25 protein-coding genes are annotated in these 22,737 nt (G+C 71.9%); 24 read left to right on the forward strand and 1 reads right to left on the reverse strand.

The window, feature by feature from the left end; all coding sequences use genetic code 11:
* Positions 1 to 126: 126 nt before the first annotated feature.
* Positions 127 to 264, reverse strand: coding sequence for a 50S ribosomal protein L34 (gene rpmH, locus RB150_00980; GenBank protein MDQ7819116.1), 138 nt, complete (start codon positions 262 to 264; stop codon positions 127 to 129).
* A 553-nt stretch (positions 265 to 817) separates the two neighbouring features.
* Between rpmH and RB150_00985 the strand changes: the two genes are divergently transcribed.
* From RB150_00985 to aroH, 24 genes are all read left to right on the forward strand, one after another.
* Entirely contained in the window at positions 818 to 1,597 is a 780-nt protein-coding gene (locus tag RB150_00985; GenBank protein MDQ7819117.1) for an ATP-binding protein, read from the forward strand.
* Between the two features lie 38 nt (positions 1,598 to 1,635).
* Complete coding sequence (dnaA, locus tag RB150_00990) at positions 1,636 to 2,973, forward strand: chromosomal replication initiator protein DnaA (protein ID MDQ7819118.1); 1,338 nt, start codon at positions 1,636 to 1,638, stop codon at positions 2,971 to 2,973.
* A gap of 171 nt (positions 2,974 to 3,144) precedes the next feature.
* Positions 3,145 to 4,260 (forward strand): DNA polymerase III subunit beta, encoded by a 1,116-nt coding sequence (gene dnaN / locus RB150_00995; GenBank protein MDQ7819119.1) that lies wholly within the window; start codon positions 3,145 to 3,147, stop codon positions 4,258 to 4,260.
* 14 nt (positions 4,261 to 4,274) lie between these two features.
* The gene (locus tag RB150_01000) at positions 4,275 to 4,529 is read left to right on the forward strand and encodes an RNA-binding S4 domain-containing protein (GenBank protein ID MDQ7819120.1); all 255 of its coding nucleotides are present in this window, start codon (positions 4,275 to 4,277) and stop codon (positions 4,527 to 4,529) included.
* On the forward strand, positions 4,501 to 5,622 hold the full coding sequence (recF, locus tag RB150_01005; GenBank protein MDQ7819121.1) for a DNA replication and repair protein RecF: 1,122 nt from the start codon (positions 4,501 to 4,503) through the stop codon (positions 5,620 to 5,622). The genes RB150_01000 and recF overlap by 29 nt, the downstream gene beginning before the upstream one ends.
* Positions 5,594 to 5,923 carry a DUF721 domain-containing protein gene (locus RB150_01010; GenBank protein MDQ7819122.1) on the forward strand — a complete coding sequence of 110 codons (330 nt, stop codon included), beginning with the start codon at positions 5,594 to 5,596 and terminating at the stop codon, positions 5,921 to 5,923. The genes recF and RB150_01010 overlap by 29 nt, the downstream gene beginning before the upstream one ends.
* Entirely contained in the window at positions 5,920 to 6,186 is a 267-nt protein-coding gene (locus tag RB150_01015) for a hypothetical protein (protein MDQ7819123.1), read from the forward strand. The genes RB150_01010 and RB150_01015 overlap by 4 nt, the downstream gene beginning before the upstream one ends.
* A 138-nt stretch (positions 6,187 to 6,324) precedes the next feature.
* Positions 6,325 to 8,238: a DNA topoisomerase (ATP-hydrolyzing) subunit B gene (gene gyrB / locus RB150_01020; GenBank protein MDQ7819124.1), complete on the forward strand. Its 1,914-nt coding sequence runs from the start codon at positions 6,325 to 6,327 to the stop codon at positions 8,236 to 8,238.
* A 43-nt stretch (positions 8,239 to 8,281) separates the two neighbouring features.
* Positions 8,282 to 10,729 (forward strand): DNA gyrase subunit A, encoded by a 2,448-nt coding sequence (gyrA, locus tag RB150_01025; protein ID MDQ7819125.1) that lies wholly within the window; start codon positions 8,282 to 8,284, stop codon positions 10,727 to 10,729.
* Position 10,730: 1 nt separating this feature from the next.
* The gene (locus RB150_01030) at positions 10,731 to 11,381 is read left to right on the forward strand and encodes a site-2 protease family protein (protein ID MDQ7819126.1); all 651 of its coding nucleotides are present in this window, start codon (positions 10,731 to 10,733) and stop codon (positions 11,379 to 11,381) included.
* 82 nt (positions 11,382 to 11,463) lie between these two features.
* Positions 11,464 to 12,264 (forward strand): GNAT family N-acetyltransferase, encoded by an 801-nt coding sequence (locus RB150_01035; GenBank protein MDQ7819127.1) that lies wholly within the window; start codon positions 11,464 to 11,466, stop codon positions 12,262 to 12,264.
* A 117-nt stretch (positions 12,265 to 12,381) separates the two neighbouring features.
* Positions 12,382 to 13,728, forward strand: coding sequence for an ABC transporter substrate-binding protein (locus RB150_01040; GenBank protein MDQ7819128.1), 1,347 nt, complete (start codon positions 12,382 to 12,384; stop codon positions 13,726 to 13,728).
* 124 nt (positions 13,729 to 13,852) lie between these two features.
* Complete coding sequence (locus RB150_01045; protein ID MDQ7819129.1) at positions 13,853 to 14,719, forward strand: sugar ABC transporter permease; 867 nt, start codon at positions 13,853 to 13,855, stop codon at positions 14,717 to 14,719.
* A complete protein-coding gene (locus RB150_01050; protein MDQ7819130.1) occupies positions 14,716 to 15,540 on the forward strand; it encodes a carbohydrate ABC transporter permease in 825 nt (274 codons plus the stop codon). Before RB150_01045 ends, RB150_01050 begins: the two co-directional genes overlap by 4 nt.
* Before the next feature lie 18 nt (positions 15,541 to 15,558).
* The gene (locus tag RB150_01055) at positions 15,559 to 15,975 is read left to right on the forward strand and encodes an NUDIX domain-containing protein (GenBank protein ID MDQ7819131.1); all 417 of its coding nucleotides are present in this window, start codon (positions 15,559 to 15,561) and stop codon (positions 15,973 to 15,975) included.
* Positions 15,975 to 16,724, forward strand: coding sequence for an alanyl-tRNA editing protein (locus RB150_01060; GenBank protein MDQ7819132.1), 750 nt, complete (start codon positions 15,975 to 15,977; stop codon positions 16,722 to 16,724). The genes RB150_01055 and RB150_01060 overlap by 1 nt, the downstream gene beginning before the upstream one ends.
* Positions 16,721 to 16,951, forward strand: coding sequence for a hypothetical protein (locus RB150_01065; GenBank protein MDQ7819133.1), 231 nt, complete (start codon positions 16,721 to 16,723; stop codon positions 16,949 to 16,951). The genes RB150_01060 and RB150_01065 overlap by 4 nt, the downstream gene beginning before the upstream one ends.
* 108 nt (positions 16,952 to 17,059) lie before the next feature.
* Entirely contained in the window at positions 17,060 to 17,509 is a 450-nt protein-coding gene (locus RB150_01070; GenBank protein ID MDQ7819134.1) for a putative metallopeptidase, read from the forward strand.
* Between the two features lie 43 nt (positions 17,510 to 17,552).
* Positions 17,553 to 18,191 (forward strand): histidine phosphatase family protein, encoded by a 639-nt coding sequence (locus RB150_01075; protein ID MDQ7819135.1) that lies wholly within the window; start codon positions 17,553 to 17,555, stop codon positions 18,189 to 18,191.
* Positions 18,192 to 18,200: 9 nt separating this feature from the next.
* Positions 18,201 to 19,076: a shikimate dehydrogenase gene (gene aroE / locus RB150_01080; GenBank protein MDQ7819136.1), complete on the forward strand. Its 876-nt coding sequence runs from the start codon at positions 18,201 to 18,203 to the stop codon at positions 19,074 to 19,076.
* Positions 19,077 to 19,083: 7 nt separating this feature from the next.
* Complete coding sequence (gene aroC / locus RB150_01085) at positions 19,084 to 20,205, forward strand: chorismate synthase (GenBank protein MDQ7819137.1); 1,122 nt, start codon at positions 19,084 to 19,086, stop codon at positions 20,203 to 20,205.
* Between the two features lie 105 nt (positions 20,206 to 20,310).
* Positions 20,311 to 21,936, forward strand: a complete 1,626-nt coding sequence (gene aroB, locus RB150_01090; GenBank protein MDQ7819138.1) for a 3-dehydroquinate synthase — start codon at positions 20,311 to 20,313, stop codon at positions 21,934 to 21,936.
* Positions 21,890 to 22,339: a type II 3-dehydroquinate dehydratase gene (locus RB150_01095; protein ID MDQ7819139.1), complete on the forward strand. Its 450-nt coding sequence runs from the start codon at positions 21,890 to 21,892 to the stop codon at positions 22,337 to 22,339. Before aroB ends, RB150_01095 begins: the two co-directional genes overlap by 47 nt.
* Positions 22,340 to 22,361: 22 nt before the next feature.
* Positions 22,362 to 22,736 carry a chorismate mutase gene (aroH, locus tag RB150_01100; GenBank protein MDQ7819140.1) on the forward strand — a complete coding sequence of 125 codons (375 nt, stop codon included), beginning with the start codon at positions 22,362 to 22,364 and terminating at the stop codon, positions 22,734 to 22,736.
* Position 22,737 lies beyond the last annotated feature (1 nt).

Here is a 22,737-nt window from a genome sequence, read left to right on the forward strand (position 1 = left end):
GCCGGGGCGGCGTCTGCGGCCGGGGAATTCTGCGGGGTCTCCACATCCGGCGGGGGGTCGGGAAACGCCCCGGATACCACGCGGCCTAAAAAGGCCTTCCGGACTGCAGCCCGCCTCACGCAGGCCCTAGCGCGGAACGAGCGTCCACCGGCCCTTGGCGCGCCGCCGGCGCAGGACGTTGCGGCCCCCGGGTGTCCGCATGCGCGCCCGGAATCCGTGTGTCCTTTTCCTCTTGCGCACCCGTGGCTGGTAGGTCCGCTTCACCCCGCACCTCCGTAGACGGCCACCGTTTCACCCCCAGCGCGTCCGCGCGGTCGGGGGCGGTGGCCACTATAGCACGTTCTCCATCCCCCCAACAACGGCGGGCCCATGACCGTGCTGTGCGTAACCTGGGGACAACGGGGGGTGTTGTCCACAATTTTCCCAGAGGCGGGCCCCGCCTGCCTCCCCTCCCGGGTGGCTCCCGCCCGGTTTGTCACCCGCTCCGCGCGCGCCCTTCCCGGATATCCACAGCATCGGCACTCCCTGTGGACATCGCTTGGCGGCCGCGTCAGACGTGCCGTCTGGAGGGGCGGGCCACACCCATGTTCGGCAGGACAGATGAGGCCGGGGCGAGAAATCCGCGATGCTTCCCGGACGTCAAGTCCACAAGCGTGGTCATCGGGCGCATGGTCACCGGCTCTCGTGAAATCTCCATGCCCGGCGGAGGCGGCGGTAGGACTTCTCCTTCCTTCGGCCAACACCGGAGTTCGTCTCCATCACAGACATCGCGTGGCCTGCGGCCTCCGGCCGCCGCGCCCCCGGACGCCCCGGCGGGATGACCCCCGTGCCGGAGGCGGCGCAAGCGACGGTGGACACCGCCGGTCCGCGCGACAGCGGCCTGCCGGAGATTCGCGTGGCCGTGTACGACTCTCCGCTGGCGGCACCCCGGGTGCTGGTGGTGCGCGCGCAAGATGTCGAGGAACTGGTCAGCGAGGCGGCGTCCCGCGCCTACACCCTGGCCCGGGACCTGGGCGGTCGGATCCCGCTGGTGGCCGTGCGGGAGGTCGTCGAGAATCTGGCGCACGCGCGTTTCCAGGACGCCGTGATCAGCATCCTGGACTCCGGCAACACGATCCGGGTCTCCGACCGGGGCCCCGGGATCGCCGACAAGGAGCGAGCATTACAGCCCGGATTCACCACCGCCACCGCCGACCTCCGCCGCCTGATCCGCGGCGTGGGAGCCGGCCTGCCGCTGGCCCGGGAGCAGATGGCCCTGCTGGGCGGAACCCTCACCATCGACGACAACCTGGGCGCGGGGACGGTGGTCACCCTGACGGCGCACCCCGAAGGTGCCCGGGTGCCGGCGCGGGAGCCTGACGCGCCCGCCCGCGGCCCTGACCTCAGCCCCCGGCAGAAGAAGGTCCTGCTCCTGATCGCCGAGCTGGGGTCCGCCGGTCCGTCGGCAGTCGCCAAGGAGCTCGGCGTCAGCCAGAGCACGGCCTACCGGGAGCTCCGGATGCTGGAACGTCGCCGCCTGGTGGACAACAAGTCCGCCGGGCGCCGCACGCTGACCGAGGAAGGCATCGCCGCGCTGGGCGCCGTCTTCTCCGCCTGAGACGCCCTGCGGCGCCGACACTTCGGGGGAGGTATGCGATGGCCGTCGACACCTCATCCGCAGCGGGCGTGTGGCAGGCCGCCCTCCGGCGCATCGAGGGCCGGCTGAGCAAGCCCAGTTACGAGTCGTTCGTCAAGGCCATGGTCCCCGTGGCCCTGACCGACGACACCTTCGTGTTCTCCGTCCCTACCCGCCTGGCCAAGGAGTGGGTGGAATCCCGCTTCTCAGGCCTCATCCACACCGCCCTGCAGGAGGTCCTGGCCCGACCGGTGTCCGTCCACCTCACGGTGGCCGAGACGACCCCTCCCCCGGCGGCTCCACCGGCCTCCGCGCCGCGGATGCCGGAGGGCCTTCCCCTGTCGCCCAAGTACACCTTCGACACTTTCGTGATCGGCTCGGGGAACCGCTTCGCCCACGCCGCGGCCATGGCCGTCGCCGAGGCCCCCGCCCGGGCATACAACCCCCTGTTCATCTACGGGGGCGTGGGCCTGGGCAAGACGCACCTGCTGCAGGCCATCGGCCACCACGTCATCCACAGGCACCACCTGACCCGGGTGGCTTACATCAGCAGCGAGAAGTTCACCAACGAGCTGATCAACGCCATCCGCGACGACCGCACCCTGGAATTCCGGACCAAGTACCGCAACGTCGACGTGCTCCTCATCGACGACATCCAGTTCCTCGCCGGCAAGGAACGCACCCAGGAAGAGTTCTTCCACACGTTCAACACGCTCCACGAGGCCAGCCGCCAGATCATCATCACCAGCGACCGGCCACCCAAGGAAATCCCCACCCTCGAAGACCGGCTGCGCTCGCGCTTTGAGTGGGGTCTGATCGCCGACATCCAGCCTCCCGACCTGGAGACCCGCATCGCCATTCTGCGCAAGAAAGCCGAGCTGGACGGCATGAACGTTCCCGACGAGGTCGCCGAATACATCGCCCAGCGCATCCAGTCCAACATCCGCGAGCTGGAAGGCGCGCTCGTACGCGTGGTCGCCTACGCCACCCTGACCCGCGCCCCCATGACCGTGGACCTGGCCGCCGAGATCCTCAAAGAGCTGCTCCCGGCCACCGCTCCCCGCGTCGTCACCATCCCGCTGATCCAGAAGGTCGTCGCCGAACACTTCGGCCTGCGGGTCGAAGAGATGCGGGCCAAACGGCGGACCAAGGGCATTGCCTTCCCCCGGCAGGTGGCCATGTATCTGGCCCGCGAACTCACCGACGCATCCTTGCCGCGCATCGGCGAGGAGTTCGGCGGCCGCGACCATACCACGGTGATGCACGCCTGCGAGCGGGTCAAAGCCGTCCTTTCCCGCGACCCTTATTTTGCCGCCACGCTGCGCAAACTCATCGACACCCTGCGGATAACCGGCTGACCGTGTCTTCCCATCCCTCCCATGTGGATATCCGCCGCCCCTTTTCGCACAGGTTGTCCCCGACCTCCGCTGCTGGTATCGTGAACGCGGTTGAGGCACTATCCACACAATCCACACCCTTACGACGATGACGATGAAGTTAAATAATAATTATAACTAGGAGGACTCCTCATGTGGGTAGCCTGTGCGCAGACAGCGCTGGCAAAAACCGTCGGCCTGGTCAGCCGTGCGGTGTCTGCCCGGACGACAATGCCCATTCTGGGATATGTTCTGCTGGAAACGGGCCACGAACGGCTGCGGATGACCGCCACGGATCTGGAACTGGCGATCCAGGCGGAGATGGGCGCAGAGGTCAGACACGGCGGTCAGGCAACGGCGCCGGCGCGGTTGCTGGCGGAGATCGTGGGGCAGTTGCCGGCGTCAACTGTGGAGATCCGGGCGGAGGAAGGGACGCCTCAGTGCCGGATCACCTGCGAGGCCAGCGAATTTGAAATCCTCGGGCTGCCGCCGGCCGATTTCCCCACCCTTCCCCGAGTGGACGGAGATCCCGTCGCTTCCGTTGACGCGGGGATCCTGCGCACCATGATCTCCCAGACGATCTTTGCGGTCTCCACGGATGAAACCCGTCCGTTTCTGACGGGGGTGTACATGGTCTTTGACGGCGAGGAAGGGCGGTGTGTGGCCACCGATGGCGGGCGCCTGGCGTTGCGCAGGACGGTATTGGAGCGCCCGGCCCGGCAGAAGGTGGGGGTCATCGTCCCGGGCAAGGCGCTGCAGGAACTGTCCAGGGCGCTGGCCGGGGTCGAAGCGGAGGTGCAGATCGCGCTGGCGGATACGCAGGTGATCTTCTCTGTCCCCGGCCTGCGGGTCTTCTCGCGGATCATCAGCGGGCAGTTCCCCAACTACGAGAAAGTGATCCCGGAGGCCCAGGCCGTCAAGCAGCGGATCCGCGCGCGCACCGAGCGCCTGCTGCGGGCGGTGCGCCGGGCAGCCATCACGGCCCGGGACTCGGCCAACGTGGTGCGTCTGGCGGCCCGGGGCCGTACGCTCACCATCACCTCCAATACGCCCGAGGTCGGCCGTGCCCGGGAGGAGGTGGAGGTGGAGGCGGAGGGCGAGGTGGTCGAGGCCGCCTTCAATGCCCGCTACCTGCTGGATTGCCTGAACGCCATCGAGGCCGACGAGGTTTCCGTGGAGCTCACCGGTTCCCTCAGCCCGGGGGTGATCCGGCCGACCCACCACGGCGACTACGTGTACGTCCTGGCCCCGGTGCGCGTGTACGGGTAGCCCGCCGCTCCCGGATGGCCGTGCGACGGGCGGTGATCATTCACACGGACACCATCACCCTGGGGGCGCTGTTGAAGTGGGCGCGGGTGGCCGCCACCGGAGGGCAGGCCAAGGAGATGATCCGCCGCGGCCTGGTGAAGGTGAACGGGGTCATAGAACGGCGCCGGGCGAGACAGATACGACCGGGCGACGTGGTCGAGGTGGGCCCCCACGTCCTGGAAGTTCGTCGGGAGGAGGCGGGTGAGGCTCGCGCGGCTGCGGGCGGTTAACTTCCGCAACCACCGCCGGACCGATGTGGCGCTGTCCTTCGGGGCCAATGTGTTCGTGGGCCGCAGCGCCCAGGGCAAGACGTCGCTGCTGGAGGCGGTGGGGATGGCCGCCACGGGGCGGTCCCACCGCGCCCGCCAGGATGCGGAGGTGATTGCCGCAGGAGAGAGCTGGGCGCGGGTGCAGGTGAGCGGCGTGCAGGGCGGGCGGCCCGTCGAGGTCGACGTCCTGTTGCGCCGGGATGCGGCGTCGCCGGCGGCGGGACGGTTGTGGAAGGAGATCCGCGTCAACGGTGTGCCGGGGCGCCGGTCCGACCTGCTGGGGCGGATGCCCTGCGTCCTGGTGTCCCCCGACGACATCCAGGTCGTCATCGGCCCGCCCGTCCTGCGGCGGCGCCTGATCGACCGCGTGCTGGTTCAGGTGAGCCCCGCGTACTTCGACCTGAGCCAGCGGTACGTGCGGGCGGTGGTCCAGCGCAACCGCCTGCTCCGGACGGGCGCCGCGCCGGTGGCCCTGGAACCCTGGGACGAGCAGGTGGCCACCCTGGGGGCAGCCGTGACCTCCCGGCGCCGGGAACTGGCGTCCCGGCTGGCGCGCGCGGCCGCGCGCGCCTATGGCGACCTGACGGGCGAACAGGCCGCGCTGCAGGTCTCCTACCGTCCGGATCTGGCGGGGAGTGGCGAGGCGGAGATGGTGGCGGCCGCCCGGCGCGCCATGGCGGCGCGGCGGGCGGCCGAGCGGGCCCGGGGACAGACCCTGGTGGGTCCCCACCGGGACGAAGTGTCCCTGGAGGTGGGCGGGCGGCTGCTGGGCTCCTTTGGCTCGCGGGGGCAGCAGTGGGCGGCGGTGGTGGCCCTGCGGCTGGCCGAGCACCGGATCCTGCGGGAGGAGACAGGCGAAGACCCGGTGCTGCTGCTGGACGACGTGCTGCAGGTCCTGGACGAGCCGCGTCGGGAGCGGCTGCTGGCGGCGGTGGAGGGGGCGCAGGTCCTGCTGACGGCGACCACGCCGCAGGCGGCCGGCGGGATCGGTGGGGCGGCGGTGTACGTTGTGGAGGGCGGCACCGTTGAGGCGCAGCCAGCTCACCTCCCTTAGGACGATCCTGCTCAATGCGGCATCCGCCCTGGGTGTGGAGCGCGCCGCCTGGGAGGCCCTGGTCCAGCAGGCGTGGGCGGAGGTGGTGGGCGGCGAAGCGGCGGCCCACAGCCGCCCGGTGGGCATCCGCGGACGCACGCTCCTGGTGGAGGTGGACGAAGCCGGGTGGGTGCAGGAGCTGACGGCCCGCCGGTCCGGGCTGCTGGCCGGGCTCAACCGCCACCTGGGAGGTCCCGTCCTGGAGGAGATGCGGGTGCGGATCGGCCGGAGGGAGGGCGCCGGAGGGCGGGGGAGAGAGTGAAGGCATACGTGTCGTTGGGGCAGGATGCGGTGGTGCGGGCGGACGATGTGGTGGCCGTCCTGGATATCCGCACCCTGCGGTCGTCGCCGCTCAACGGGCCCCTGCTGGACCGTCTGGAGGGTGCCGGGGGAGGGGCAGCCGGCCCGTGCAGGTCGGTGGTGGTGACCCGGACGCGGGCCGTGGCCTGCTCCCTGTCCGTGGAGGCGGTCAGGCGGCGCCTGGAAACCCTGGGGCGAGGGACGGCCGCGCCGGGCCTGCGTTGACGGGGGTTTTGCGGCCGTGATAGGATAAAACGTGCTCGTAGAGAGCATCGGGCCAGGGAGGGGCACCGGAGGTCGGAGGCCCCTCCCGCTTTGTTGACGGGCCCCGGCCCGGGGCCTCTCTCCCGGACGGAGACGACCATGCCGACCAACCCATCGTCCACGCCCTATACCGCCGAGCAGATCCAGGTCCTGGAGGGGCTGGAGGGCGTCCGCAAGCGCCCGGCCATGTACATCGGCAGCACGGGCCCCGACGGCCTGCACCACCTGCTGTATGAGGTCGTGGACAACGCCGTCGACGAGGCCCTGGCGGGCCGGTGCACCGAGATCGCGGTGATCCTGCACGCCGACGGCAGCGCGTCGGTGATCGACAACGGCGCTGGCATCCCCGTGGACCCCATCCCAAAGATCGGCCGCCCCGCGGTGGAGGTCGTGCTCACAACCCTGCACGCGGGTGGCAAGTTCGGGGGCGGCGGGTACCGGATCAGCGGCGGCCTGCACGGGGTGGGAGTCTCGGTGGTGAACGCCCTCTCCGAGTGGCTGGAGGTGGAGGTGTGGCGCGACGGCAAGGCCTGGAAGCAGCGCTTTGCCCGCGGGCGCAAGACCACCCCCCTGCAGGCGGTCGGCAGCACCCGGCGGACCGGAACCCGGGTGACCTTCAAGCCCGACCCCACGGTGATGACGGCGACCGAGTTCGACGCGGCCACCATCGCCCGGCGGCTGGACGACATCGCCTATCTGACCAAGGGCCTGCAGATCACCCTGCGGGACGAGCGCACCGGGCAGGAGAAGGTCTTCCGCCACGCGGGCGGGATCGCCGAGCTGGTGGCCACCCTGAACCGCTCCCGGGAGGCCCTCACGCCGGTCCTGCACATGCTCAAGGAGCGGGACGGGGTGGAGATCGAGTGCGCCCTGCAGTACACCGACACCTACCTGGAGCACATGCTCACCTACGTCAACACCATCCCCACCACCGAGGGGGGGACCCACCTGGCGGGGTTCCGGTCGGCCCTGACCCGGGCGATCAACGACTACGCCCGCCGGACGGGTGCCCTGCGCAACGGCGACCCCACCCTGGCGGGCGACGACGTGCGGGAGGGGCTGACGGCGGTCCTCAGCCTCAAGCTGCCCGAGCCCCAGTTTGAGGGTCAGACCAAGACCAAGCTGGGCAACACCGAGATCAAGGGCCTGGTGGAGTCCGTGTTCGGGGACTGGCTGGCCGAGTGGCTGGAGACCCACCCCGCGGACGCCCGGCGGATCGTCTCCAAGGCCCTGACGGCGGCGCGGGCCCGGGAGGCGGCCAAGCAGGCCCGGGAGCTGGTGCGGCGCAAGAGCGCCCTGGAGGTCTCGCCGCTGCCCGGCAAGCTGGCCGATTGCGTGGAGCGCGACCCCGAGCGCAGCGAGATCTTCATCGTGGAGGGCGAGAGCGCCGGCGGCTCCGCCAAGCAGGGGCGCGACCGCCAGTTCCAGGCCATCCTGCCCATCCAGGGCAAGATCCTCAATGTGGAAAAGGCCCGGCAGGATCGGATGGTCTCCCACGAGGAGATCCGGGCCATCATCACCGCCCTGGGGACCGGGTTCGGGGACCAGTTCAAGTTCGAGGAGCGCCGCTACGACCGGGTCATCATCATGTGCGACGCCGACGTGGACGGCAACCACATCCGCACCCTGCTGCTCACCTTCTTTTACCGGTACATGCGCCCGCTGATCGAGCACGGCAAGGTCTACATCGCCCAGCCTCCCCTGTACCTGATCCGGGCCGGGAAGGAGCGGCGCTACGCCTACTCGGACGAGGAGCGGCAGGTGGTGGTCAAGGAGTTCGAGCGCCGCGGCCTGCGCCCCGAGGTGCAGCGCTACAAGGGGCTGGGGGAGATGAACCCCGAGCAGCTGTGGGAGACCACCATGAACCCGGCGACCCGGACCCTCCTGCGGGTGGAGGTGGAGGACGCGGCCGCCGCCGACGAGATCTTCAGCAAGCTCATGGGAGAAGACGTGGAGCCCCGGCGCGAGTTCATCGTGCGGTACGCCCGGGAGGTGCGCAACCTGGACATCTGAACCGGAGGGGCCCGGCCCCACGGTCCTGCCGCAAGGAGACCCCATGGCTCTCGCCGACGAGACCCGGATCGTCCCCAAGCCCATCGAGGAGGAGATGAAGACCTCCTACCTCGACTACGCCATGTCGGTGATCGTCAGCCGGGCCCTGCCCGACGTGCGGGACGGTCTGAAGCCGGTCCAGCGGCGCATCCTCTACGGAATGCTGGAGGCCGGGCTGCGCCCCGACCGTCCCTACCGCAAGTCCGCGGCGGTGGTGGGCGACGTCATGAAGAAGTACCACCCCCACGGCGACGCGCCCATTTACGAAGCGCTGGTGCGCATGGCCCAGCCGTGGTCGTTCCGCTACCCTCTGGTGGATGGCCAGGGGAACTTCGGCAGCGTGGACGGCGACCCGCCGGCGGCCATGCGCTACACCGAGTGCCGCCTCACGCCGCTGGCCCTGGAGCTGCTGGCCGACATCGACAAGGACACGGTGGACTTCGCCCCCAACTACGACGAGTTCGAGCGCGAGCCGGTGGTCCTGCCCGCCCGGATTCCCAACCTGCTCATGAACGGGGCCGCGGGCATCGCCGTGGGCATGGCCAGCAGCATCCCCCCCCACAACCTGGGGGAGCTGGTGGACGGCCTGGTGGCCCTCATCGATACGCCCAAGATCAGCGACGACGACCTCTTCCGGATCATCAAGGGTCCCGACTTCCCCACCGGCGGCATCATCCTGGGCCGGGACGGGATCCGGGCAGCCTACACCACCGGCCGGGGCAGCATCACCGTGCGCGCCAAGGCGGAGATCGAGGAGCTGCGGGGCGGGCGCACGGCGGTGGTGATCACCGAACTGCCCTTCATGGTCAACAAAGCGGCCCTCATCCAGCGGATCGCCGACCTGGTGCGGGCCAAGAAGCTGGTGGGGGTGTCGGACCTGCGGGACGAGTCGGACCGGTCCGGGATGCGCATCGTGGTGGAGCTGCGCCGGGACAGCAACCCCCAGATCGTGCGCAACCAGCTGTACAAGCACACCCAGATGCAGACCACCTTCGGGGCCAACCTGCTGGCCCTGGTGGACGGGGTGCCCCGCACCCTCACCCTGCGGGAGATGCTGGAGCACTTCCTGCGCCACCGCCGCGCGGTGGTCATCCGGCGGACCCGGTTCGAGCTGGCGCGGGCGGAAGAGCGGGCCCACATCCTGGAGGGGCTGAAGGTGGCCCTCCGCCACCTGGACGCGGTCATCGCCCTGATCCGCAAGGCCCCCGACGTTCCCGCGGCCCGGCGGGGGCTGATGGCGAAGTTCCGGCTCAGCGAGCGGCAGGCCGACGCGATCCTGGACATGCGGTTGCAGCGGCTCACCCAGCTGGAGCGGGAGAAAATTGACCAGGAGCACGCCCAGCTGGTCAAGGACATCGCCCGGTACCGGGAGATGCTGAAGGACGCCGACACCCCGCGGCCGCGCCTGATCATGGCCGCCATCCGTACGGAGCTGCTGGAGATCAAGGAGAAATACGCCGACCCGCGCCGCACGCGCATCACCAGCAAGGAGGCCGAGGAGTTCGAGGCCGAAGACCTGATTCCCGACGCCGACGTGGTCATCAGCCTGACCCACCAGAACTACATCAAGCGCCAGCCCCTGGAGACCTACCGGCTGCAGCGCCGGGGCACCCGGGGGGTGCTGGGCGCCCCCACCCGGGAAGAGGACTACGTGCAGCAGGTGCTGACCACCACCAACCACGCCTTCCTGCTGCTCTTCAGCGACCGGGGGAAGGTCTACCGGATGAAAGCCCACGAGGTCCCCGAAGCGGGCCGCACGGCCCGCGGCACGGCGCTGGTGAACCTGCTGGCGCTGGCCGGGGGCGAGCGCATCAACGCCATGATTGCCCTGCGGTCCTTCGAGGACGAGGGCAGCGTGTTCATGGTGACCCGCCGGGGCGTGGTCAAGCGCACCGGGCTGATGGAGTTCATCAATGCCAAGCGGGCCGGGATTTTCGCCATCACCCTGGACCGGGGCGACAGCCTGGTGGACGTGAAGCTGATCGGCAAGGACACCCACATCGTCCTGGCCACCCGCCAGGGGCGGGCCATCCGCTTCCGGGCGGGGCAGGTGCGGGAGATGGGCCGCTCGGCCCGGGGGGTGCGGGGCATCCGGTTGCGGGAGGGGGATGAGGTGGTGGGCGTGGCCGACGCCCGCGAGGGCCGCACCCTGCTCACGGTTACCGAGCAGGGGCTCGGCAAGCGCACGCCCGTGGGCCACTACCCCCTGAAGAGCCGCGGGGGCCTGGGCGTCATCAACATCAAGGTCACGGCCCGGACCGGTCCGGTGGTCGGGGTGCGGGCGGTGGACGACGACGACGAGATCCTGCTGGGGACCACCGGCGGGGTGTTCAACCGGATTCCCGTCTCCCAGGTTCCGGTGCTGGGCCGCCACGCCCAGGGCGTCCGGGTGCTGAAGCTGGGCGAGGGCGAAACCCTCGCCGCCGTGGCGCGCATCCCCGCCCGGGACTGACATGCGGCGGTCCTCGCTGCGTCGCAGCCTGGCGGCCGCGGGCGTGATCGGCGCCACCGTGGCCCTGCACGAGCTGGCCCACGCCTGGGCGGCGCTGCGCCTGGGGGGCCGGGTGCGGGAGGTGGGCGTGGGGTTCGGCCCGCCGCTGCTGCGGGGTGCCCTGCGGGGCATTCCCGTGGTCCTGCGGGTGCTGCCGGTAGGAGGCTATGCCGCCGTGGACACGGAGACCCTGCCGGTGCGCCGGCGGATCCCCGTGCTCCTGGCAGGCCCCCTGGCCAACGTAGCGGCGGGCCTGGCGCTGCTCCTGGGTCTGCGGGGGCACCCGGCTCCCGCCCGGACGGGCTCGCGCCCCCTGGAGATCAGCGGGGTGGTGGGCGCGCTCGCGGCGCTGGCGGGGGCTGCCCGGCACGGAGCGGGTGCGGTGGGCCGCGTTGCCGGGGCGGTGAACCTGGGGCTGGGCCTGATGAATCTTCTTCCGGTGTACCCGCTGGACGGCGGCCACGTGGTGGTGGGCCTGATGGAAGCCCGCGGGCTCCCGGCGCGTGTGCGCCAGGCGTTTGTGCGTCTGTCCTTGCTGGTGTTCGTCCTGCTGGCCGAGGCCGCCCTGCTGGCCGACCTCCGCCGCCTGGCGGAGTCAGACGCGCGTCCGTGATGGCACCGGCGGATGCCGGCGCCGTCTCTTCGCCCCCATCTGTCCGCCCGTGCCCGTAACCGTCCGACTGGCAGACCCCTCGGTGGTCCCTCTGCCCCGTGTGGTCGGGGGGACGGAGGCCGCTCCGGAGGAGTGGCAGGCGTGGAGTGAGGAACCCGGGGCCGAACTGGTGGCCGTCGACGACGGACGGGTGGTCGGGGGCATCCATGTCAGCATGGTCGGCCGCGCCGAGGCATGGATGGAAAATCTCCGGGTGGATCCGCAGGCCCGGGGCCGCGGCATCGGCTCCCGCCTGATCCAGGAGGCGGAGGCGGTGGCGCGGCGCTACGGCGCCGCCGCGATGCGCGCCGGAGTCCCCTCTCACGCGCACGCCGCCCGCGCCGTGGTCGAGCGGGCGGGCTACCGCCCCCTGGCGCGCTGCGCGGTGGTGTCCGCGCCGGCCTCCGGCCTGCCCCCGGACCTGACGGCGGAGGTCCTCCCCCCCGCGGGTGCGGCCGACGTGATGCGGCTGGCGGGCAGCAGCCGCGTGCTGGCGGCCTGGGCGGGTCTGATTCCCCTGGGGTGGCGGTTCCGCCGGCTGGTGCCCGAGCTCGTGCGCGGGCTGGCCCGCGACGGCCGGGTGGTGGTGGCGCGGCGTCCGGAGGGGGCGGAGGCGGCGGTGGCGGTGTACGCCCGCCGGGGGGATGTGGCGGTCCTGTCGTGGGTGGAGGGCCCGCCCGACGGGCAGCAGGCGGCGGTGGGCCGGGTGGTGGAGCGGGCCCGCCCGGCGCGCCTGGTGGCGTTCACCCCCGATCCCGCGCTCCTGGCGTTCGCGGCGCGGTGGAGCCCGCACCCCTGGTGCCCCGACGGCCTGGTGGTGGTGCACAGGAGCCTGGCGTCATAGGACTCCACGCCCGTCCGGGTGTGGGGGAGGGAATCCTGGGCCCGCACCGAAGGCACAGGTGATCCCCGATCTCTCTCTGTGGGGGATCGAGTGCGTCCGGTGCCGGAGGTGAGATCCGTGAGCAACGGGGCATCGCGGGCTCCGTGGGGGCCGGTCGTTGTGGCGGTGATTGTCGCCGCCCTGGTGGCCGGCGGCGCGGGCTACTGGGCGGGCCAGCGGCGGGCGGCCGCGCCTGCGCCGGAAGAGCGCAAGCTGGAGATCTTCCACTGGTGGACGGCCGGGGGCGAACGGGAGGCCGCCGACGCCATGTTCCAGGCGCTGCGGGAGAAGTACCCCGACATCCAGGTGGTGGAAAACCCCGTGGCCGGCGGCGGAGGGGTCAGCCATCGGGTGGTCCTCCAGGCCCGGCTGTCGGCGGGGATCCCGCCCGACACGTGGCAGACCCTGGGCGGGGCCGAGCTGAAGTCCTACGTGGACGGAGGCTACCTGACGCCCCTGGATGACCTCTACGCCGAGCTCAACTACGCCGATGCCATCCCCAAGCCGCTGCTGGGCGCCGTGACCATCGACGGACACCCCTACGTGGTGCCGCTGAACATGCACATCCAGAACATCCTGTACTACAACAAGAAGCTTTTTGACGAACTCAGGCTGACGCCCCCCACTACCGTGGACGAGCTGCTGGCGGTGGCCCGGGCCATCAAGGCGGCCCGCCCGCGCATGGCGCCCCTGGCCCTGGGCACCAAGGAGAAGTGGGAGGCGGCGTTCGTCCTGGACAGCATCCTCCTGGAGGAAGGCGGGCCCGAGTACTACGTCCGGCTGTACAAGGGCGAGGTGGACGTAGCCACCGACCCGACGTACCGGCGGGCCCTGGAGAGGCTGGCGCAGCTGGCCCCGTACATCTACCCCTTCCACGCCGGCCTGACCTGGGACGAGTCCTGCGGCCTGGTGGTCTCGGGGGATTCGGCGATGGTCCTGATGGGCACCTGGGCCATCGGGTACTTCAAGAGCCGCGGGTGGGAGCCGGGGCGGGACTTCGGCGCGGTGACCTTCCCCCAGAAGCCCGACCGCATCCTGCTCTTCCACCCGGACACCTACGGCCTGGCCAAGGGGGCGCCGCACCCGCGCACCACCCGGGACTGGCTGCGGGTGGTGGCGTCGCCTGAGCTGCAGGTCCCCACCGACGTCACCCAGGGCGGGTTGTTCGCGCGGCTGGACATCGAGCCGTCCCGGTTCCCCGACCCCATCCGGCAGGAGCTGCAGACCTTCGTGCGCGCCAACCCGGGCAAGCTGATCCTGGACCAGCACGGCAGCATCGCGCCCTTCAGCTTCACCCAGGCCTACTGGGACGTGGCGGCGGCGTTTACCGCCAAGCCGGATGTCTCGGCCACCGTGCGGCGGGTGGCTGAGCTGTTCACGACCTACAACGTCAGGGACGGAGCTGCCTGGTACCGGTGGCCGTAGGCTGACGGGGGCGGCGCGGGTCCCGCAGGGCGGGGGCCCGCGCCGCCCCCGCGTCGTCCCCCAGTCACGCCCCGCCGGATCTGTGCCCGTGCCCGCCCTCCCCTCGCCCGTCTCGCGACGCCGCGTGGCCGAGGCGGCGCCGTTTGCCCTGCCCCTGCTGGTGTTCCTGGTGATCCTCTACGCGATGCTGGCGTGGACGTTTTACGTGTCGGTGTCCGACTGGCAGGGCACCGCGCCCCGGTACGGATTTGCCGGGCTGCGGTGGTACCGGCTCATGGTCAGCCTGGACCGGTTCTGGGTGGACGTGGGCAACAACCTGCGCTGGCTGACCCTGGGCGTGGCCCCCACGGTGGCGGTGGGCCTGGCCGTGGCCTACCTGCTGGAGATCGGGCCCGCGCGGGGGCTGGAGGCCTACCTGCGGACGCTGATCCTCTACCCCGCGGCCATGTCGTTCGTGGTCACGGGGACCATCTGGTCGTGGATGTACCAGCCCGACCGGGGGGTCCTCAATACGCTGCTGCGCAGCGTGGGGCTGGACCGCCTGGCGGGTGGATACACCACCGATCCGGCCACCGCCACCTACTGGCTGATCGTGATCTTTGTCTGGCAGTACCTGGGCCTGACGGTGCTCATCCTGCAGGCATCGCTGCGTAGCGTGGAGTTGCAGGAGATGGTGGAGTCGGCGATGCTGGACGGCGCGGGCCGGCTGCGCATCCTCACGGCGGTCGTCCTGCCCAACATTCGGGGCGGCATCCTCATCGTGGTGTCGCTGCTGCTGATCTCGGCCCTGAAGGTCTTCGACATCGTCTACGTGGTCACGTTCGGCGGCCCGGGCTACGCCACCGACGTGCTGGCCCTGTTTCAGTTCATCGCCACGTTCCAGCAGCACCTGGTGGCCCTGGGCGCGGGGCTGGCGGTGGTGATTTTCGCCCTGGCCTTCCTCATCATCATCCCCTACACCGTGTACGCGTTGCAGCGGTGGTTTGAATGAGGCGGCGGGATCTTCCCCTGCGGGCGCTGGTGGCCATCACGGTGGCGGCCCTGTCGGTCGCCTACCTGCTCCCGGTGTACGTGATGGTGGTCACGTCGCTGAAGACGCCCCTGGAGATCACCCAGCGCCAGTACCTGGTACCCGGGGGCAGCTGGCAGGTGGCCAACTACGCCACCGCCCTGCGGCTCGTGTGGCCGTCGCTGGTGAACTCCACCGTGATCGCGGCCACCGTCACCGCCCTGGCGGTGTTCATCGGAGGGCTGGGCGGATACTTCCTGGCCCGGTTCCGGTGGCCCATCACCCGGACGCTGTTCGTGCTGCTGGCCATCGCCCTGTACCTGCCCTATCAGGCGGTCCTGATCCCGCTGGTGCAGATCGTGGCGGCCGCCCGGCTGGCCCTCACCCACGCGGGGTTGATCCTGAGTTATCTCATCCTCAACGTGCCCCTGGCGGCGGTCCTGATGGCCACGTTCTTCTTCTCCGTGCCCCGGGAGCTGGAGGAGTCGGCGGAGGTGGACGGGGCCTCCCGGCTGCAGATCTTCTTCCGGATCGTCTCGGTGGTGTCGCTGCCGGGGTATGCCTCGACAGCCATTCTGGTGTTCATCCAGGTGTGGAACGAGTTCCTGCTGGCCCTCACCCTCTCGTCGCCCTACACGACCACCGTGCAGGTGAAGCTGGCGGAGGTGAAGGGCAGCTACGTGGCGCTGTACAATCTCCAGATGGCGGCGGCCCTCGTCACGGTCCTGGTGCCCCTGGGGGTCTTTCTGGCCCTGGGCAAGTACTTCATCCGGGGGATCCTGGCGGGGGCGCTGCGGGGCTGAGGGGAACCGGGAGGGCGGATGGACGCCCGCTCCTGCGGGATTCACAGCCTGGTTGCCGACGTGGTGGTGGTGGCCGACAGCGCCGTCCTGCTCGTGCGGCCCGCGGCGCCTCCCGATGGGGCGCCCGGCTGGCGGCTGGTGGGGGACGGCCTGCGGTTCGGCGAGCCTCCCGCCTCGGCCGCCCGGCGGGCCCTGCGGGAGCAGGTGGGCCTGGACCCCGAGGACGTGGTGCTGGCCGAGGTGGAATCCACCGTGGACGATGTCTGGCGCCTGACGTTTCACTTCCGGTGCGAGGCGGACCGCCCGCCGTCTCCCGGGCCGGGGATCCTGGAGGCGCGGTTCTTCCAGGTGGAGCACCTGCCCCCGCTGGCGCGCGGGCCGTGGGAGCGGGACGTCATCTTCCGGGTGATTGGTGCATCGGGAGGGGTGATGTGATGGGAAGCCCTCCGCCCGCCACCCGCCTGCTGTACCTGGCCGACTCCTATCTGCGGGAGTTCGACGCGGCGGTGACGGCCGTGGAGGGGTCGGCGGTGGCCCTGGACGCCACCGCCTTCTACCCCGGCGGCGGGGGCCAGCCCGCCGACGTGGGGGTGGTGAGGTGGGCGACGGGCACGGCGCCGGTGGTGGAGGTGCGCCGGGACGGGCAGACTGTCTGGCACGTCCTGGACGGCTCCCCGCCCGCCGAGGGCACGCCGGTGCGCGGCGCGCTGGACTGGCCCAGGCGCTACGCCATCATGCGGCATCACACGGCGTTGCACGTGCTGGTGGGCGTGATCTACCGGCTGTACGGCGCCCGGGTCACCGGCGGCGCCATCTACCCCGACCGCGCCCGCATGGACTTCTCCCTGGAGGATCTCTCCCCGGCGCGGGTGGCCGCCATCGAGGCGGAGGCCAACCGGGTGATCGCCGAGGACAGGCCCATCCGGGTGCGGTGGGTCTCTCGGGAGGAGTTCGAGCGGTCGGACCTCATGCGCCTGGCGCGGGCGCGGCTGCCCGAGGAGATCCGGGAGGTGCGGGTCGTGGAGATCGACGGGTTCGACGCGCAGGCCGACGGCGGAACCCACGTGGCCCGCACGGCCGAGATCGGCCGGCTGCGGATCACCAGGACCGAGAACAAGGGGCGGGTGAACCGGAGGTTGGAGATCGCCCTGGAGGCGGGCGGACCGGCGGGAGGAGGACCATGACCACTCTGGTGTGCGCCGTGTGCGGGCATCGAGGCCCCCGGGCCGGGGAGTGGTTCGAGGGGACCGAGCGGGATCTGCTGCTCGATCCCGACGAGACCGCCGTAGAGGAGGGGGCGGTGCTGTGCGGGGACTGCTACCGGCGGCTGGATCCGGAGGAGCGGCCGCGGTGGCGGCCGCTCGAGCATCCGCGTCACCGCCGGCGCGCGTCACGGACCCCGCCGCGCTGAGGACGACGGGCGGGATGCGCCCCGCCCGCGGCGGAGCGCGCCGATGCCGGCAGGAGTTACCGGCGCGCGGGTCCAACGTTTCCATGGATCCCGGAGGTTGGATATCCCATGCAGTGGCATCCCGCCGGCGATCTGGCTGCCCGGTTGCGCCGCATCGTCGCCGCCCTCAGGCTCGACTACATCGACCCGGCCCGCGTTCGCTGCGTGCGGGTGACGGGATCCCGGGCCAATGCCCTGGCCCGCATCTGGGGGTTGCCGCCGGTGTTTCAGAGGGCCCTGCGCCTCCCGGCCCACTACGTCATCGAGTTCATGGTGCCTGCGTTCGACCGGCTGCGCCGGGAGGAGCAGGATCGGGTGATCATCCACGAGCTGCTGCACATCCCCCGCACGTTCAGCGGGGGGATCCGACCCGAGAGTTCCCCGCCGCTGAGGATCAGCCGGCGGACCGTCGAGCAGTACTACCGCCAGTACCTGGCCGCCATGCGGGGCCGCGTCGCCGATGGTGGACCGCGCGGAGGCTCGGCCCCGCGGGGGCGCCGGCCGCGCCGGTCCGCGTGACGCCGCCGACCCGGCCGGCGGCTCCGGGTGCCCGGTCCCGGACGTGACCCGCCTCTACCTGGTCCGCTACGGCGAGTCTGTCTGGAGCGCGCAGCACCGCTGGCAGGGCGCGGCCGACCCGCCGTTGTCGGAGGCCGGCGCGCAGCAGGCGCGGCATCTGGCCGGGCGGTTGCGGGCGGCGCGGGTCGCGGCCGTGTACACCAGCCCCCTGCGGCGCGCCGCCCAGACCGCCCGGATCGTGGCGGCGGCCTGCGGGCTGGCGCCGCGGGTCGTGGACGGCCTGCGGGAGGTCGGGTTCGGGGAGTGGGAAGGCCTGACCGCCGAGGAGGTGGAGCGCCGCTACGCCTCCCTCCTGCCCCGGAGGCAGGCCCGCCCCGACCTCATCCGCATCCCCGGCGGTGAGCCGCTGGAGCAGGCCCGCCAGCGGGTGATGGAGGCGGTGGCGGGCATCGCGCGGGCGCATCCGGGGGCCGCCGTGGCGGTGGTGGCCCACGGCGGCGTGAACCGGCTGGTGCTGCTGACCCTGCTGGGCGCTCCCCTGGCCTCCTACTCGCGGTTCCAGCAGGCCCCCGGCTGCGTCAACGTGGTGGACATCGCCGAGAGAAGCGGCCGGATCCTGGCGATCAACGACACCGATCACCTGGAGCCGCCCCCCGCGGTCCGGCCGGCGGCTCCGCTATAATGTGTGCCAATGGCCGCCATTGACGGCCGCACAACCCTGGTGGGCGTGGTGGGCGATCCGGTGGCCCACTCGCTGTCTCCGGCCATGCATAACGCCGCCTTTGAGGCCCTGGGGATGAACTGGCGGTATGTGGCCTTCCGAGTGGACGCCGCCGCGCTGGCCGATGCCCTGCGCGGCGCGGCCGCGCTGGGGATGGCCGGCCTGAACGTCACCGTCCCTCACAAGGAAACCGCGGCGCTGCTGGTGGATGCCCTGGATCCGCTGGCCCGGCGGACGGGGGCCGTGAACACCATCCGCATCCGGGGCCGGCGGCTGGAGGGTTTCAACACCGACGCCCTCGGGGTGCTGGACGCGCTGGCGGCGGCGGGTGGCGGGGTGGACGGCTGCGTAGCCCTGATCCTGGGGGCGGGCGGCGCCGGGCGGGCGGCGGCGGTGGCTCTGGCCGAGGCGGGGGCGCGGCGGGTGATGATCGCCAACCGCAGTGGGGCGCGGGCTCGCGCGGCGGCCGGCGCGGTGCGGGAGGCGGCCCCCCACTGCGCGGTGGAGGTGCTGGGCCTGGAGCCCGAAGGTCTCCGCCGCGCGGCCACCTCCGCCGATGTGGTCGTGCACGCCACCGCCGCGTCTCTGGACCGCGGGGACACGCCCCGTCCGGACGCGGGGTGGCTGGAGGCGGTGGCGGACGCCTTCCGTCCGGGGATGGTGGTGCTGGACATGGTGTACACGCCGCCGCGAACCCGCCTGCTGCGGGCCGCCGAGGCGGCCGGCGCGCGCGCCGTGAGCGGGCTGGCCCTGCTGGTGTACCAGGGGGCGCGCAGTTTCGAGATCTGGACGGACCGCCCGGCCCCGGTGGACGTGATGCGCCGGGCGGTGGGACTGGGCGGATGAGATGGGCGTGCTGCGGTTCCTGACGGCCGGCGAGTCTCACGGGCGGGCTCTGGTGGCGATCCTGGAAGGGATGCCCGCGGGTCTGGCCCTCAGCGAGGAGGACATCCTCCCGCAGATGGCGCGGCGACGCGCGGGGTTTGGCCGCAGCGGCCGCATGAAGCTGGAGGCGGACGCGGTGGAGATCCTCGCCGGCGTCATGGGCGGCGAGACGACCGGCGGTCCCGTGGCCCTGCGGATCGGGAACCGCGACGTGCGCGCCGCCGAGCCTCCCCTCACCCGCCCGCGGCCGGGCCACGCCGACCTGGTGGGTGTGCAGAAGTACGGGTTCACCGACGCCCGCCGGGCTCTGGAGAGGGCCAGCGCGCGGGAGACGGCGGCGCGCGTCGCGGTCGGGGCCGTGTGCCGCAGGCTGCTGGGCGAGTTCGGGATCACCATCTTCAGCCACGTGGTCGAGATCGGGGGCATCGCGGCTACCGCCCGCCCGCCACGGTGGGAGGACATGCCCGCCCTGGCCGAGGCGTCCGACGTGCGGTGCGTGGACCCCGAGGCCGAAGCGCGCATGCGCGAGGCCATCGAGGATGCCCGCCGCCGCGGGGACACCCTGGGGGGAGTCTTCGAGGTGGTGGCGCTGGGCGTGCCGCCGGGGCTGGGAAGCTACGCGCACTGGGATCGCCGCCTGGACGGCCGGCTGGCCCAGGCGGTGGCGTCCATCCACGCGGTGAAGGGCGTGGAGATCGGCCGGGCGTTCGAGATCGCCCGCGGGCCAGGCTCGCAGGCCCACGACGAGATCTTCTGGGATCCCCAGCGCGGGTTCTACCGCGAGACGCACCGCTCGGGGGGCACCGAGGGCGGCGTCACCACCGGAGGTCCTCTGGTGGTGCGCGGCGCCATGAAGCCGCTGTCGACTCTCATGCGTCCTCTGCGGTCGGTGGATCTGGTGACCAAGGAGCCGGCCGCCGCCACCGTGGTGCGCAGCGATGTCTGCGCCGTGCCGGCGGCGGGCGTGGTGGCCGAGGCGATGGTGGCCTACGTGCTGGCCGACGCGTTCCTGGAGAAGTTCGGTGCGGACAGCGTGGCCGACATCCGCGCCGCCTACGAGGCGTACCGGAGGCGGCTGGGGAGCCTCTGACCGAGGAGGCCCGGCGTGCGGGATGCGGAGCCTCAGGCCGCCTGTGGGGTTCTCGGGGGCGGACTCCGCCGCGCCGGACATCGGACCCGGGGCATCGTGGGCAGCATGCGTAACGTCGTCCTGATCGGCTTCATGGGGACCGGCAAGAGCGAGGTGGGCCGGCGGCTGTCCCGCCGCCTGGGGTGGGCGTTCGTGGACACCGACCGCGCCGTGGAGGCCCGGGAGAGGGTTCCCGTGGCGCGGATCTTCGCCCGCCGCGGGGAGGCATATTTCCGGGACGTGGAATCCGCGGTGGTGGCGCGGGTGGCCGAGCGGCGGGAGGTGGTGATTGCCACCGGGGGAGGGGTGGTGCTGCGGGCGGAGAACATGTCGCGCCTCCGGCGCACGGGGTGGATCGTGGCCCTCACGGCGCCGGCGGACGTGCTCGCCCGCCGCCTGGGTGATGGTCGGGGGCGTCCCCTGCTGGCGGGAGGCGCCGTCCGGGACGCGGTCGAAAGGCTGCTGGACCAGCGCCGGCCCCTGTACCGGGACGCCGACCTGGTGGTGGACGTCGCGTCGGTCTCCCCCGACCGGGTGGTGGACACCATCCTGGGGTTCCTGGCCCGCCGGGAGAGGCAGACGGTGCCGGTGAGCCTGGGGGCGCGGAGCTATCCGGTGCACGTGGGTGACGGCATCTCCTCCCTGCTGGGGTTCGACCTCCAGGGGATGGGGGCGGGGCCGCAGGTGGTGGTCATCACCCACCGGCACCTGCTGCGGGAGCCGGCCGACCGCGTCCCGCGGGTCCTGCGCGCCGCCGGGTACCGGGTGACGGTGGCGGCGGTTCCTCCCGGAGAGCGCTCCAAGAGCCTGGAACAGGCCGGGCGGCTGTACACCGCCCTGGCCCGGGCGCAGGCGGCGCGGGACAGTACCGTGGTGGCGCTGGGCGGCGGGGTGGTGGGCGACCTGGCGGGGTTCGTGGCCGCCACCTACATGCGGGGTCTGCGGGTGGTGCAGGTGCCCACCACGTTGCTGGCCATGGTGGACAGCAGCATCGGGGGCAAGACGGCGGTCAACCACGCCGGGGCCAAGAACCTGGTAGGGGCAGTCCACCAGCCCGCCCTGGTCGTCTGCGACGTCCGGTTCCTGCGGACCCTCCCCGACCGGGAGCTGCGCAGCGGCCTGGCGGAAGTGGTCAAGACGGCGGTGGTGGGCGACCCCGACCTGTTCCCCTTTCTGGAAGAGAACCTCCCCCAGGTGACGGGCCGCGATCCGGCGGCTCTGGTCGAGGTGGTCCGGCGGTGCGCTGCGGTCAAGGCGCGGGTGGTGGAATCCGACGAGCGCGACCTGGGACCGCGCCACGCGCTGAACTACGGCCACACCGTGGGGCACGCCGTGGAGTCCGTCGCCGGGTGGGGACGCCTGACCCACGGAGAGGCGGTGGCCATCGGCATGACGGTGGAGGCGGCCCTGGCCCACCGGCTGGGGCTGGTGGGCGCCGACCTGGTGGAGCGCCAGCGCGCCCTGCTGGCGCGCTGCGGCCTGCCCACCCACCTGCCGCCCCTGCCGTCGGACCGCCTGCTGCGGGCCCTGCGGCTGGACAAAAAGGTGCGCGGGGGCGCCCTGCGCTTTGCGCTCCCGGTAGGCATCGGGGTCGTGCGGAGCGAACAGGAGGTGCCGGAGGCCGTGGTCCGGGAGGTCCTGGCCGATGCGCGTGCTGGTGGTGTTCGGGCCCAACCTCAACCTTCTGGGTGAGCGCGAGCCGCAGATCTACGGCCGCCACACGCTGGACGACGTGCGGCGGGAGGTGAGCGCCCTGGCGGCCGAACTGGGCGCGGAGGTGGAGTTCTTCCACTCCAACAGCGAGGGGGCGCTGATCGACCGCCTGCAGGAAGCCCGGCGGACCGCCGACGCGGTGGTCCTCAACGCGGGGGCTCTCTCCCACTACAGCTACGCCCTGCGCGACACCATCGCGGCCATCGGGATACCCGTGGTCGAGGTGCACATGACCAATGTCCTGGCCCGGGGCGAGTTCCGCAGCGGTCTGGTCCTGGCGCCGGCCTGCCGGGGGCTGATCGCCGGATTCGGCGTGGGGAGTTTCCTGCTGGGGGTGCGGGCCGCCGTGGATCTGGCCGGGCGTCGGGCGGGGCCGCCCTGAGCCGGTCCGGTGGGGAGGGACCATGCACATCCGTGGCATCCGCGGGGCCACCACGGCCGACGAGGACTCCGAGGAGGCCATCCTGGAGGCCACCCGGGAACTGCTGGTGCGGATGGCGGACGCCAACAACGTGGAACCTGATGAGATCGCCGCCATCTTCTTCACCGCCACCCCGGACCTGACCGCCGCGTTCCCCGCCGAGGCGGCGCGCCAGTTGCAGTGGACCGCCGTCCCGCTGCTGTCGGCCACCGAGATCGCCGTGCCCGGCGCCCTGCCGCGCTGCATCCGGGTCCTGGTCCTGTGGAACACGGCCCGGGCCCAGGAAGAGATCGTCCACGTCTACCTGCGGGGGGCGGAGGTCCTGCGGCCGGACCTGGCCGGGCGGGACCGGCGCTGAG

The organism is Armatimonadota bacterium (assembly GCA_031081675.1).
GTDB classification, from domain to species: Bacteria; Sysuimicrobiota; Sysuimicrobiia; order Sysuimicrobiales; family Kaftiobacteriaceae; genus Calidihabitans; species Calidihabitans tengchongensis.